The 13,476-nt window shown below is 50.3% G+C and carries 9 protein-coding genes and 2 tRNA genes; 7 read left to right on the top strand and 4 right to left on the bottom strand.

The window, feature by feature from the left end; translation table 11 throughout:
• Positions 1–11: 11 nt before the first annotated feature.
• Positions 12–941, bottom strand: a complete 930-nt coding sequence (gene hemC / locus FH603_RS04215; protein ID WP_186736210.1) for a hydroxymethylbilane synthase — start codon at positions 939–941, stop codon at positions 12–14.
• Positions 942–1,241: 300 nt separating this feature from the next.
• Between hemC and FH603_RS04210 the strand changes: the two genes are divergently transcribed.
• From FH603_RS04210 to FH603_RS04195, 4 genes are all read left to right on the top strand, one after another.
• On the top strand, positions 1,242–1,649 hold the full coding sequence (locus FH603_RS04210) for an Hsp20/alpha crystallin family protein (RefSeq protein ID WP_186736209.1): 408 nt from the start codon (positions 1,242–1,244) through the stop codon (positions 1,647–1,649).
• A gap of 394 nt (positions 1,650–2,043) precedes the next feature.
• Entirely contained in the window at positions 2,044–3,084 is a 1,041-nt protein-coding gene (locus tag FH603_RS04205; protein ID WP_186736208.1) for a ribonucleotide-diphosphate reductase subunit beta, read from the top strand.
• Positions 3,085–3,722: 638 nt separating this feature from the next.
• Positions 3,723–5,363 (top strand): capsule assembly Wzi family protein, encoded by a 1,641-nt coding sequence (locus FH603_RS04200; protein ID WP_186736207.1) that lies wholly within the window; start codon positions 3,723–3,725, stop codon positions 5,361–5,363.
• Complete coding sequence (locus FH603_RS04195) at positions 5,360–5,584, top strand: hypothetical protein (RefSeq protein WP_186736206.1); 225 nt, start codon at positions 5,360–5,362, stop codon at positions 5,582–5,584. The genes FH603_RS04200 and FH603_RS04195 overlap by 4 nt, the downstream gene beginning before the upstream one ends.
• A 98-nt stretch (positions 5,585–5,682) precedes the next feature.
• Here FH603_RS04195 and FH603_RS04190 read toward each other — a convergent pair.
• Both FH603_RS04190 and FH603_RS04185 read right to left on the bottom strand, forming a co-directional pair.
• A tRNA-Leu gene (locus FH603_RS04190) sits at positions 5,683–5,767 on the bottom strand.
• Between the two features lie 37 nt (positions 5,768–5,804).
• Positions 5,805–5,880, bottom strand: a tRNA-Gly gene (locus FH603_RS04185).
• Between the two features lie 303 nt (positions 5,881–6,183).
• On the opposite strand from FH603_RS04185, the gene FH603_RS04180 reads away from it, so the two are divergent.
• Positions 6,184–7,371, top strand: coding sequence for a type III polyketide synthase (locus tag FH603_RS04180; protein ID WP_186736205.1), 1,188 nt, complete (start codon positions 6,184–6,186; stop codon positions 7,369–7,371).
• On the opposite strand, the gene FH603_RS04175 is transcribed toward FH603_RS04180, so the two are convergent.
• Entirely contained in the window at positions 7,331–8,071 is a 741-nt protein-coding gene (locus FH603_RS04175; RefSeq protein WP_186736204.1) for a glycosyltransferase family 2 protein, read from the bottom strand. The genes FH603_RS04180 and FH603_RS04175 overlap by 41 nt on opposite strands.
• A gap of 144 nt (positions 8,072–8,215) precedes the next feature.
• Here FH603_RS04175 and FH603_RS04170 point away from each other — a divergent pair, with 144 nt between their 5' ends.
• Both FH603_RS04170 and FH603_RS04165 read left to right on the top strand, forming a co-directional pair.
• Positions 8,216–9,295, top strand: a complete 1,080-nt coding sequence (locus FH603_RS04170; RefSeq protein WP_186736203.1) for a TerC/Alx family metal homeostasis membrane protein — start codon at positions 8,216–8,218, stop codon at positions 9,293–9,295.
• Positions 9,296–9,452: 157 nt separating this feature from the next.
• Positions 9,453–13,472, top strand: coding sequence for an AAA domain-containing protein (locus tag FH603_RS04165; RefSeq protein WP_317171209.1), 4,020 nt, complete (start codon positions 9,453–9,455; stop codon positions 13,470–13,472).
• Positions 13,473–13,476 lie beyond the last annotated feature (4 nt).

Here is a 13,476-nt window from a genome sequence, read left to right as displayed (position 1 = left end):
TCGTTTCTTTTCTAATTCGATAACTGATGCCGAATAGCCTGGAGAATTTCATCGCCCCCCTGCCCCAGTATACGCTCAGCCAACTGGTGACCTATAGTCTCTGCCTGAGCAACCGGCCCGACAATCGTTTCACGCAGCAGCTGCTGGCCGTCAAGATCAATCAATCCACCGGTCAGGCTGATCTGGTCGTTGATATTGGTCGCCAGCGCAAAGACGGGAATACTACATCCCCCCTCCAGCCGACGCAGAAAAGCCCGTTCTGCTTTCAAAGCGCCTTCGGTGGACTCGTGGTTGGTCAACTGGCGAATGGCGTTCAGCTTACCGATGGGCAATGTATCGGCCGCTTCGATGGCGACGCTCCCCTGCCCTACAGCAGGCGTAAAATCTTCGATGGGTAAATATTCAGCAATCAGGTCATCATAGTGCATCCGGTGTACCCCGGCATACGCCAGTAGCAGGGCATCGCACTGACCATCGTCAAGCTTGCGCAGGCGGGTTTGTAGATTTCCGCGCATGTCGACAACCTTTATGTGTGGGCAAAAATGCCGCAGCATGGCCACCCGGCGGGTCGATGATGTACCCACTACGAACGGCTGCCCGCTGGTGAGCGACAGCGTCGTATTTCGGCTAACCAGTACATCGTTAACGCGCTCCCGCTCAGTAAACGCAATGATGCTGAGATCCGGAGGCAGCGTCGACTGTAAGTCTTTGGCACTGTGGACGGCAATGTCTATACTGCCGGAGCGAAGCTGATCTTCCAGTTCCTGCGTAAAAACACCTTTACTGCCAATCTTGGCCAGCGACCGATCGAGTACCAGATCGCCTTTCGTCTCAATGAGAACCAGTTCTGACGTCAATCCGCCCGCTTCCAGGCATGTTTGTATGTGTTCAGCCTGCCAGAGCGCCAACCGGCTGCTTCGCGTTCCAATCTTGATGTGCATAAGGGAACAAAGGTACGATGGGATTGTGATCAAAACAGCCTTTATGCTGTCTAACCACGCGTTGAACGCTGTGGAATGTTAACCCCACAAAGACCAGAAATACCAACACCCAATTTCCACAATACCACCTGGCCTTTATGGCAGCTAAAGGGTGTTTTATAGCACTCATTGTGTCAAAAAGGCATTTGCGTTTAAATTTTAACGAAAATAACCGACACGCTGGCGGGGAATTTTTGCCAGTTCAGGTTAGGCACGAGGTTTGTTTATAGTGTATTACTTGAACAGTAAACAGCAACTCCTATGAAAGATATAGAAAACGTATTTCAGGGGACAGGCGGTCAGGTTGATCTGCTTAATACCCTGTATGGCGGTTCGAGCCAGACGACGATGAAAGTAGCGCGTGAAGATGAGCGACTCGTCATCAATTTGTCGGCACCTGGCGTCAGTGCCAACTCGTTTAATGTGTTGGTAGAAGGTAACAAACTTGTTCTATATACATTACTCGTTAGTACATCCAACCGGCAGATCGAAGATGGTAGTAGCCAACGACTGGCGGTACCTATGTTTCTTCGGGTATTGGATATCCCATCCTTTGTTGATGCCGATCAGATTGAGGCCATTCATGAGCACGGCCGGGTGATGGTAACGCTTCCTTTTAAAGACGAAGAACATCTGCATCGGCGGATCGATATCAAAGATTTATTTTAAGTCTGACTCCCGCCGGGAATCTCGGTGGGGGTTTTCCATCCGGAGTCATTATTGACTCTGTAGCCTATAGATCAGAGTAAAGCTACTTCTACGGAAGTGGCTTTTTTTGTTTATAGCTGGCGGTGTAACGGGAAGGCTATACGACGTAAAACCCTGACAATCAGGTTTATTTATATTTTTTAGAACTATTTCAAGAACTTATCTTCGCGCCTTTCCACAACATACTGATTGCGTACAGGTTAACTATGTAGCCATTGGTAGCATCCTCACCGTGTGGCTATATACGACTTGCACAAGTGTCAATAACGCCTAATTTTGTTGGTACGAAATTCAGTCATTTTCTTTAGCGAACCCAGTGTCAAAGCTGGCGATCACGATAAAACACTTTCCCAATATGGTACAACACGATATAGTAGAGCCGATTCTTCAGGAAGACAAAAACCGCTTTGTGCTGTTCCCAATCAAACATTGGGACATTTGGGAGTATTACAAGACCCATGAGGCTTCGTTCTGGACGGCAGAGGAAATCGACCTTGCTCAGGATATGACGCACTGGAACGGACTCAACGACGGAGAACGGCACTTCATCTCGCACGTACTGGCTTTCTTTGCCGCTTCTGACGGAATCGTAAATGAAAACCTGGCCGTTAACTTCCTCTCTGAAGTGCAGTATGCCGAAGCTAAATGCTTCTACGGTTTCCAGATTATGATGGAGAATATCCACTCGGAAACGTATTCGCTGCTGATTGATACCTACATCAAGGATTCGGTCGAGAAGGACCGGCTACTTAATGCTATCGACACGATTCCCTGCGTTCAGAAAAAAGCGGAATGGGCGTTGCGCTGGATCGAAAACGGATCGTTTGCCGAGCGGCTGATTGCTTTTGCAGCCGTAGAAGGCATTTTCTTCTCTGGTTCGTTCTGCTCCATCTACTGGCTCAAGAAGCGGGGGCTGATGCCGGGCTTAACCTTCTCTAACGAATTGATCTCCCGTGATGAAGGGCTGCACCGCGATTTTGCGTGTATGCTCTACACCGATCACATTCAGAATAAAATGCCGGAGTCGGCCGTGTACGACATTATCCGTAACGCCGTTGAAATTGAGCAGGAGTTCGTAACCGATGCGCTGCCGGTGTCACTGATCGGGATGAACGCCGACCTGATGAAGCAGTATATTGCTTTCGTAGCCGACCACCTGCTCACGACGCTTGGCCTCCGCAAGATATACAACGTATCGAATCCATTCGATTTCATGGATATGATCTCGTTACAGGGTAAAACCAACTTCTTTGAGAAACGAGTGGGCGAATACCAGCGTGGTGAAGTAATGGCCAAATTCAAAGCCATGAAAGCACAAGCTACCCAGGGCGACTCGGCCGAAGCGCCCGTTGTCGTTGAAGAACCGAAAGGATTTGTATTAGACGCTGACTTCTAGAAATAGATTTCCCGCTAAACGCAGAAAGCCCCGAATTCGGGGCTTTCTGCGTTTAGCGGGAAAATAGTATCCCTATCAGCGATCTCGGAACCATTTATTACTCGAAACATGACTGATTATCAAGCGCCAAACAGTAACTTTTTTCTGGCGTTACGGCTTTATTTGCATCCTTTGTATTAAATCTCCATTCACTCACTCGACGTACTATGTTTTCTTGCTTATTCATACATAACACAGTAGGCTATACCCATTAGCTCACTACTGGCTCCGTTCTTATTCGCTACCCGGAGAAACTGGCCAACGGTCAGACTCAATGGTACACCCATGCTCACTCCCCTCCCCGGCATCGTTCAACCGGTTGAGCCTATATCGAGCTTCCATTCAGAAGCCCAGCCCTGGCCAGACGTTACCAGGAGTACGTACCCAAAAGCGGGTAAGTGCTCCTGTGGCTTTTGTGTCCGGCACAATTTTCCTTTTCCATTGGCCCCAGCCTGCGACTTTCTTCTCCATCTGGTTTGAACCAGCCCTACACCAGAGAAGCAGTTTCTGCGTCCATTCGGGTAAATGACTTTATCAGCTAGTTCTGGTGACGTCTTTACCAAGGGACAGTCGTATTTGAATAGAATAAGAATGTACATATGATTAATAGACAAAAAAAATATGATTCGTTCCGTATCGAGTTATACCGCTTCATTATCTCCGCCCGGATTGTTCTCACACTCTCACTGGTTACAACTATAACAGATTTACAAGCCTATCACCCTGATTCTCTACGGCTTCCCCGAACGCTACCCGTCTGGACTGTCCAACCCCTATCCGATTCGACAAGCCGTCACCCGCTACAAGGCTGGCTGGAAGTTGGTGGACTAGCCTCTTCGTCGGGCACGACCCCGTTCTGGCTCCAGGCAAATCAATTCGGTACAATCCCCGAAGCCACACCAGCAGCCCTGGTGCGGGCAGGCCTTAGCCGTGGTTATCGCCTTCCTGTGGGTAGAAAACTGCCCAAAGTCGATTGGGGATACGGTTTCGAACTGGTAGGACAAGGTATTTCCCGAAACCAACTGATCATACCTGAACTATACCTGAAGGCCCGATTGGGTATATTCGAAGTGTTCGGCGGTCGACGCAGGCAGGTTATCGGTCTGGTTGAAAGCGCCCTCTCGTCAGGATCTTTTATCTGGTCGGGTAATGCACTACCCATGCCCCGGGTTCAACTGGGCATACCAACGTATACACCCCTTCGGTTTACGAAGAACTGGATTGCAGTCAAAGGATTTTACGCCCATGGCTGGTTCGGCAATACGCCTTACGTTACCGGGTCGTACCTGCACCAGAAAGCCATTTTTTTTCGGCTTGGGCGCGACCAGTCACGCATCCGGCTATATGCCTCATTTAACCACCAGGCGCAGTGGGGTGGCTACGCTCCTTTCCTGGAAAGCGACCCAACCAGCTCATTTGGCGGTCAGCTGGCCAGTAGCTTCGAAGCTTATGCCAATGTGGTGCTACCACTAAAAACCGAAGCGCTGAAAAACCGGGCCAAGTTCACGACCTTCGATCAGAACCGGGTCGGTGATCACCGGGGGTCGGCCGAAGCTGCGATCGAGTACCGGGGGAAAACATGGTCTCTTCTGTTCTATCAGCAACACTTTTATGACCTGGGTCGCAAACTCTACAACCTGCGCAACATTGAAGATGGCCTCTATGGCATCAGGCTGGAAAACAAACGACCTAAGGCAGGAATCCAGGAAGTGATTGTCGAGTTATTCAATTCCGGTGGCCAGGGCTATATGCAGTTCGGCCGGACGCTGGGGGGCGAACCGGAGAACTACTTCCTCAACGCGCAGTATCCCGACGGCTGGTCCTATAAGGGGCGCACACTTGGCACACCGTTTATTACGCAGGCCAGTGCCAGTAATTCCAATCTTCCCAACATTCCTTTCAGTGGCTTCACGGCAACCAATGAGCATATTACTGGAAATTATGCCATCAACAACAACCGTGTCTGGGCTTTATACACCGGTTTGCGGGGACAGGTAGGCAGGCGATGGGGGTACCAGATCAAGGGATCGTTCAGCCGGAATTACGGCACGTTCACAACACCCTTTCCCGGCGGCACCAACCAGTATTCAACACTCACATCGCTATCCAGAACAATGCGATTTTTACAAGGGTCCACCCTGCTGATGTCAGTCGGCTACGATCAGGGGAAATTGCTGGCCAGTTCTCAACAATACGGTGGTTACGTAGGCATCAGAAAAGAATGGGGCACACGCTTATGACAACGCTGACCCGACCAAAACGCACAAGGATGTGGAGCCTGCTCATTGGGGGCGGCCTGCTAAGCCACTGGCTTTTCTACGAGTTGTTGAGAGAATGGCTCAATGGACTGCAAACCATCACCGGCCAAAGTACCGATATGGCTCAGATCGGCTGGTCATCGGCTGTGCTGGGAATCTGGCTCTACGGAGCCGTTCGCTTTCTACAGACAAGATGCCGGTAGCTATGGTTTAGGAGTTTTCTTATCAACTAAAGCCATGATTGGCAGCAAGCGCTGAAACAAAAAATGCCCCGATTCGGGGCATTTTTTGTTTGACTCTGTACCAGGAGCGGGAGTCGAACCCGCACGGGCTTGAGGCCCACAGGATTTTAAGTCCGGCGTGTCTACCAATTCCACCATCCCGGCATTTACGAAAAAAGCACCGATGGTCGGTGCCTTTTCGTGGAGCGAAAGACGGGGTTCGAACCCGCGACCTCGACCTTGGCAAGGTCGCGCTCTACCAGCTGAGCTACTTTCGCATTAACCATCTCGCCGTTGATTGAGCGATTTGTGGATGCAAAGGTAAGGTGTTTTCGACGTTTGTCAAGTCCTCGGTCTGAAAAAATTTTAGATAGCCCTCTCTGCGCAACGCTAAAAACTGATTACGAATGGGTTATAAGCGCAATATTTTTAAAACGAGTCAGGTACCCGATACCATTGAAAATGTAGAAAAACCACGTTCTGTTGTACTTATTTGCATAACTTTCGCTTTAACACCTGGTTATAGGTACGGTAACCGGTGTTCAAAGCAGCTCTATTCATACCGGTGAATTACCCCCACAATGAGACAACATTCCAGCGCATATATCAATAGCATCGGTACGGCGGTACCTGCTTATTCGTCTACGCAACAGAAGGCAGCTGAATTCATGGCCGATGTACTTCAGCTTGATGAACGCGATAGCCGTCGGTTAATGGCCCTATACCGGCATACGCGTATCGACCGCCGTCATACTGTTCTGGCAGATTATGTACGCCCCAGGGAGGAGTATACTTTTTATACGAACTCGCCGGGCATGGAGCCCTTTCCGACCGTGGGCCAGCGGATGCGCCTATATCGGCAGGAGGCCGTGCCCCTGGCGCTGAAGGCAATCAGGGATTGCTTTGCTACTTATCCCGCTTTCGATCCCCAAACGATTACGCACCTGATTACGGTTAGCTGCACTGGCTTGTATGCCCCGGGTCCAGACATCGAACTCATTGAAGCGCTTGGCCTGCCTACAACGACGCAACGGCTGGCCATAAACTTCATGGGTTGCTATGGTGCCTTCAACGGGTTAAAGACGGCGGATGCAATCGTGCGGGCAGACAGGGAAGCTAAAGTGCTGGTCGTATGCGTAGAACTCTGTACGATTCATTTTCAGAAGAAAAACGAGACGGACCATCTGCTTTCCAACGCGCTCTTTGCTGACGGTTCGGCAGCGGTAATTGTCGAAGGTGAACCACGCCCAGATCAGGCGTTTCGATTACGCTCCTTTTATTGCGATCTGCTGCCAGAGGGCAAAGAAGCTATGGCGTGGCATGTCAGCGATTTTGGTTTTGAGATGACGCTGACTTCGGCCGTACCAACGTTTATTCAACAGGGTATTGGCCAGCTTATGGAACGGCTTCTTAACCAATGTCAGCTCACACTGGATGACATTGGTCAGTATGCACTGCATCCGGGAGGACGGCGCATTCTGGAGGTTATCGAGCAGCAACTGGGCATAACGGCCCATGACGACCGCCACGCCTACGAAGTGTTGCGTCAGAACGGCAACATGTCATCGGCAACGGTGTTATTCGTGTTGAAAGAAATATGGAATGAGCTGGCTACCGGTGAGGCAACCATCCATCCTGAGCGGCCCAACATTCTTAGCTGTGCATTTGGACCGGGACTGACACTCGAGTCGATGGTGCTGGAAGCCGTCATGGCCGAACCGGAATACGCTAGCGTAGAATCTTCCAGCGCATCAGCCCAAGTTTTGTGAGCATGTAGAATAAGGAGGTCTTCAACACACCTAGCCCATAAATAGAACTCCGGGTGAAGTTAATGGAGGAGGCCTCCTCGAAGTATTTGGTTGGGCAGGTTACCTCAGCAATCTCGTAACCTTTGTAGAAAATCTGCGCAATCATCTCGTTATCGAAGATGAAGTCGTCGGAATTATGGGTAAAATCCAGACTCCGTAGCACTTCGCCCGAGAACGCCCGGTACCCGGTATGGTATTCAGACAGTTTCTGGTTCATCATCAGGTTCTGCGTAAACGTCAGAAAGCGGTTCGCGATATATTTATACATCGGCATTCCCCCTTTGAGTGCACCTTTGCCCAATATGCGGGATGCAAACACCACCGGATACAGCCCATTGCCGATAATAGTAATCATAGCGGGTAGCAACATGGGTGTATATTGATAGTCGGGGTGAAGCATAACGACAATGTCGGCCCCGAGTTCGAGTGCTTTGGCGTAGCAGGTTTTTTGGTTACCACCATATCCTTTATTTCTATCATGGCGAATAACGTGGCGGATGCCTAACTGCCGGGCTACATCGGCTGTGTTGTCAGGACTGGCATCATCGACCAGAATAACGTCATCGACTAAATCAAGTGGAATTTCGCGGTACGTACGCTCAAGCGTGAGGGCAGCCCGGTAGGCGGGCATCACCACAATAACTTTTTTACCATTAAACATGGTTCAAAACTACTGCCCATCTACCATTATGCCAATAATTTGGATAACAAACATCATCGGTTTGGTATATTGAGCGTAGTTTTACCTAACTAATTCAACTATTCGGGCAGGATAACGTTATTTTTTTATCCTAGTCAACAGCTTATGCTTACCAGCGAAACTACTTTTTTTCTGGCCTTCGCGGCCTTTGTGCTTGTTGTAATGGTTCTGGACCTTGGCGTTCTATCCAAGAAGAAGAGCCATGTTGTTCACTTCAAAGAAGCAGCCATCTGGAGCGCTATATGGGTAGCTCTTTCCGTTGCCTTCTATTTCTTCCTCAAGAATTACGGCTACCTGGTCCACGGTATAACTACCATGGCTCACCTACAGGAGGTTCAAACCCAATACGCTGACCATGTCAGTTTAATTCCTGGCGACTTTGCGGCCAGTCTGAGTGCTTTTCAGGCTAATATGGCGCTGGAATATATTACAGGCTATCTGGTTGAATACTCGCTCTCGGCCGATAATATCTTTGTGTTCATCCTGATTTTCAACTCGTTTGGCGTGCGGGAGCGCTATTACAAGAAGATTTTAGTATGGGGTATATTGGGGGCTATCGTTCTGCGCTTCGTCTTTATTTTCCTGGGTTCAGCGTTGCTACAACGCTTTGAATGGATCATCTATATTTTTGGCGCGTTCCTTGTCTACACCGGCGTTCAGTTATTCTTCCAGAAAGAAGAAGACGAGAAAATTGAGCCCAGTACCCATCCGGTGGTGCGCTTTGCCAGTAAATACCTGAACGTGTACAAGCGTAATGTTACAGACAACTTTTTCATTCGTCGGAAATCAGACCGCAAGCTATTCGTAACCCCATTGTTTCTCATTGTCATCGTTGTGGCCTTTACCGATCTGATCTTTGCAGTCGACTCGATCCCAGCCATCTTCTCGATTACGAAAGACCCGTATATCGTCTTTTTCTCAAACGTATTTGCCATCATGGGCTTACGGTCGATGTTCTTCTTCCTATCGAGCATCATCAGCCAGTTCCGCTTCCTGAAAACGGGGCTGGCCGTTCTGCTCACGTTCATCGGTGTTAAGATGCTGACCGAACATTGGCTGGAAGCACTGGGCTTTAAACCGGTTTACTCCCTGTATATCATCATCGCCATTCTGGGTGTGAGCATTCTGGCGTCCTGGCTGATACCCGAGAAAAAAAAGGAGGCTGAATTGCAGAATCAGGAATAGGCGGATAAAGTCTTTCTAAGCCTGTGAAATGCTTTAAACAGCATAGTGGCACGACTACCCGTTTGTAGTCGTGCCACTATGCTTAACAGAGGTTGTGCCTACCGTAACGGATCTGGCTACCCTACACGTTATACGTCTGTCCCCGTTTGTAAATCCTGTGAAAATTCAGCAAGACCGCTTGGTGGTCCCGTCAACTGTTCTCCGTGCCTTTCGCCGACGCCTGACCAACCTCAGCAGCCGTAATCGGTCGTTGGTGCTGACCAGCCTTCCGGCGGGTCAGTTTCTGGATCTTCATGACACTGATTTTCTACTTAACAAACCATCCTTCAGCCTCATTGCCGACCTCATAAGCCGCAAAGTCTCTGTTCCGCTATGCGAGGTGCTCGATCCCCGTCAGGAGCGTAGTAACGAAGTCAGTCGGAAACTTCGGCGGATCGATCGAACGGCGCGGTTTATTGAGGAAGAGCGTGGCACCGAAGACCTGTATGTTGGCTGGCCTTTCGTACGGGGCAAATTCATGGATGGTACCGTAGTGCATGGCCCGTTGCTGTTCTTTCCGGTACAAATTCAGCAACAGGGGAAATTCTGGAAGCTCTGTCGCCGGGGCGATGAACTGGCTTTCCTCAACCCCACACTGGCGCTTGCCTACAGTCAGTTCAGTCAGGTAAAACTTTCCGATACCGTACTGGAGAAAACAGTGGATGACTTCGACAAAGATCCGCTGGTATTCCGTACCCAACTCTATGAATGGCTTAAGGAAAGCCCGCTCGAAATAAACTTCAACCGTGACGTTTTCGCCGATCAACTTCATTTCTTCGATAAGCAAAGTACCAAAAGCCTCGATCAACTCGAACGTACCGGCGAGTTGAAACTTTATCCAGAAGCGGTATTGGGTATTTTTCCGCAGGCCGGGTCGTACCTCGTTCCGGACTATGATACGCTGATCGAAGAAAGTACTTCGGTAGCAGCCGTCGATACGAACCCGGAGGCAGACCTGCCGGCACCTGAGCCCGAAATCCCGGCACTCCTTCCTGAACGGTTTATCCATACACCCTTGCCGCTCGACGCTTCGCAGGAGGTGGCGGTACGAGCCGTTAAATCGGGACAATCGATCGTCGTACAGGGTCCACCCGGCACCGGTAAGTCGCAGCTCATTGCTAACCTTATGGCCGATGCAGCTGCGTCGGGTAAACGTGTGCTGCTGGTATGTCAGAAACGAGCGGCCCTCGACGTTGTTCACGAACGGTTGCGTCAGGTTGGCATGACGCCGTTTATGGCGCTGGTTCATGACTTTCAGGACGACCGTCGGGCGCTATACGCACAAATTGCGGAACAGATTGAACAACTAGAGACCTACCGTCAACAAAACAACAGTCTGAACGCCGTCCTGTTTGAGCGGGACTTTGATTTGGAAAGCCGTCGTATCGACGATGCACTGGCAGACCTCAATGCGTTCAAACAAGCGCTGTTTGACACATCGGCCTGCGGCTTATCGGCTAAAGAGCTTTACCTGACCAGTAATCCGAACGAACCGTCCATTCCGCTACACGATATTTATCCACATTTCCACTTTTCCACTGTGGATAGCTTTGTTCGACGGCTGAGTGATTATGCCGCCTACCAACAACGACTCGACCTAGCTCATCCCTGGGCAGAACGGGTGAGTTTTGCCACGTTTACCACACGGGATGGAGCCCGGGCAGACAACGTACTACAGAATTGGTCAGAGACGGTGCAAACCGCTCAGCAGCAACTGAGCCGGCTTACAGACCATCCATTTTCATTAGCGGATTTGGCACTTTGGGCGTCAAGCAGTCATGAGCTGACAGCGCTGCTTGCCATTCTTGATACACCGGATTCGGAAGCGGTCTGGTCAATTGTACAAGTTCTGCGTACCAGCCCCCTCCATCCTGCCCGGCAACTAAACGAACCCGATCTTGATACGTTAGCTATGGCCTGGGATGAATCATTGACAGCTCCAGGGCCGGAGCTAATGCTGCAGCCGATTGAGCGGCCTGCTTTTAAGGCGTTACTAGCCGTTGCCAGGGCTGCCCGCCCGTCCTGGGTTCGCTGGCGCTGGTGGCAACTGACCGATCCAGGCAACAGTCAACTTCAGCAGGTGGCCGCAGCCAATGGGTTGACGCTGTCAGAAACAGACTTACAAACGCTTAGTGTAAAGATCGACAAACGTATCCGGCTGGAACAAATACAGCAGCAGGTAGAGCCCTTGCTGGTTGGGCTGGCTATTCCTGATGGCTTACGGCTTCTAAACCGCGCCCTGCACCTGAACAAACAAATTGATAGCCTATCAATCCTGCATCAGCTACCAACATCGGCCTGGGGAGAACACCTACGCTTTATGAACACCCTAAGCACAGTGGCTACTGTGGCAGAGAGTGTGCAAAAAAAACACAACGAGAGCCGTACTTACCTGACCGGCAAACAACTTGAGCGCATCTGGCAAACAAACGATTTTGCTGATATACTACGCCATTCACTCAGGCAGGACATAGATCTTCTGATCGAAGCAGACCTGCTTGAGACTGGTTTCTCCGCTACCGAAAAAGTCGTTATCGACCGATTGATTGCTATCGATTCCTCCAGGCAATCAGTGTCGGCATGGGCTGTAACGTTTCAGAATGCCCTTCGGCTGGCATGGCTTGATCATATAGAGCAGCAAAACCCACTCCTGCGAAGTGTGTCATCCCTCAGGATGGCTCAAACCGAACTGGCCTTACAAGAGAGCGTCCAACGGAAACAGGCCCTGAGCCGCGCTATTTTGCTGGTTAAATTACGAGAGCAAACCTATCGTAATTTAACCCTGAACCGGCTGAGCAATGTAGTCACCTACCGGGACCTGCTCCACCAGACAACCAAGAAACGAACAATCTGGCCGATTCGAAAATTAATGGAATCGTTTGCGGGTGAAGTGTTCAAGTTAATACCATGCTGGCTGGCATCGCCCGAATCGGTGTCGGCGATGTTTCCCCTTCAACACGACCTGTTTGACCTGGTAATTTTCGACGAAGCGTCACAGTGTTACGCGGAAAACGGAGTGCCTGCTATGGCCCGGGGCAAACAGGTTGTGGTTACCGGTGATAATCAACAGCTACGCCCCAGCGATTTGTACCGGGCCCGGCTTGACGAACCTGATGCAGACGAAGAAACCCCAATAGCTCTGGAAGTTGAATCCCTCCTTGAGTTGGCGGCTCAACAGCTTCCACAACTGTCCTTGACTGAACACTACCGCAGTCGTTCACTCGATTTGATTACGTTCTCGAACACGCATTTCTACCAAAACAAACTCGCGCTTCTACCCGCTTTTGATGATGCGAACGAGTCAGCCAATCATGGTCGGGCTATCCGTTACCTCAATGTACAGGGCACATGGCAGCAGCAGACAAACCCGACAGAAGCTACAGCCGTACTGCAAGTGCTGAATCAGGTGATCACAGAGTTGCCGGGCCGCACGGTGGGAATAGTGACCTTTAATTATCCCCAACAGCAGCTGATTCAGGATATGCTGGAGAACGAAGAAAATCCTGAATCTACGGGCGTCTTTCCTTCAGCAGACCAGCGGTCTGCCTTGCAACTCTTTGTAAAAAATATTGAGAATGTACAGGGCGACGAGCGCGACATCATCATTTTTTCAACCGGTTACGCTCCGGATGAGCGTGGCCGACTTGTTATGCAGTTTGGTAGTTTGACGGCCTCTGGTGGTCAGAATCGCCTGAATGTAGCCGTTACGCGAGCGAGGGAACGGATATATGTTGTCACGAGTTTATGGCCTCATCAACTCACTGTCGACGAAGCCGCCAATGAAGGGCCCAAATTGCTTAAAGCTTATTTACAGTATGCTCTTGATGTATCGGAGGGTCGCTTTCAGCCAAAACCGCAGACCAGCATTGGTTTACCGATGGGCAGAACGCTTAAAAACCAGTTAGCTGCTCACTATCCAAACTGGCATGCCGAACTTCCCTTTGCCGACTTAACCGTGAAAGAGGGTGAGATGTACCAATCGGTGGTATTGACCGACGATGATGCTTATTATCAACAATCGATCAAGCAGGCTCACGCTCACTTACCCACGGCGCTTACAGCCCGTCACTGGCCATTCCAGCGTATTTGGAGCCGACAGTTCTGGCAAACACAAAACCAAAAAAGACGCCCGGAGTAGCTAC

The organism is Spirosoma utsteinense, assembly GCF_014282275.1.
Taxonomy (GTDB): domain Bacteria; phylum Bacteroidota; class Bacteroidia; order Cytophagales; family Spirosomataceae; genus Spirosoma; species Spirosoma utsteinense.
Note: the sequence above shows the minus strand (reverse complement) of the source record. Positions and strands in the feature narration are given on the sequence as shown.

Bases quoted from the DNA above. Each gene is read 5' to 3' on its own strand.
- hemC (WP_186736210.1), bottom strand. From the start codon at position 941: ATGCACATCAAGATTGGAACGCGAAGCAGCCGGTTGGCGCTCTGGCAG.
- FH603_RS04210 (WP_186736209.1), top strand. From the start codon at position 1,242: ATGAAAGATATAGAAAACGTATTTCAGGGGACAGGCGGTCAGGTTGAT.
- FH603_RS04205 (WP_186736208.1), top strand. From the start codon at position 2,044: ATGGTACAACACGATATAGTAGAGCCGATTCTTCAGGAAGACAAAAAC.
- FH603_RS04200 (WP_186736207.1), top strand. From the start codon at position 3,723: ATGATTAATAGACAAAAAAAATATGATTCGTTCCGTATCGAGTTATAC.
- FH603_RS04195 (WP_186736206.1), top strand. From the start codon at position 5,360: ATGACAACGCTGACCCGACCAAAACGCACAAGGATGTGGAGCCTGCTC.
- FH603_RS04180 (WP_186736205.1), top strand. From the start codon at position 6,184: ATGAGACAACATTCCAGCGCATATATCAATAGCATCGGTACGGCGGTA.
- FH603_RS04175 (WP_186736204.1), bottom strand. From the start codon at position 8,071: ATGTTTAATGGTAAAAAAGTTATTGTGGTGATGCCCGCCTACCGGGCT.
- FH603_RS04170 (WP_186736203.1), top strand. From the start codon at position 8,216: ATGCTTACCAGCGAAACTACTTTTTTTCTGGCCTTCGCGGCCTTTGTG.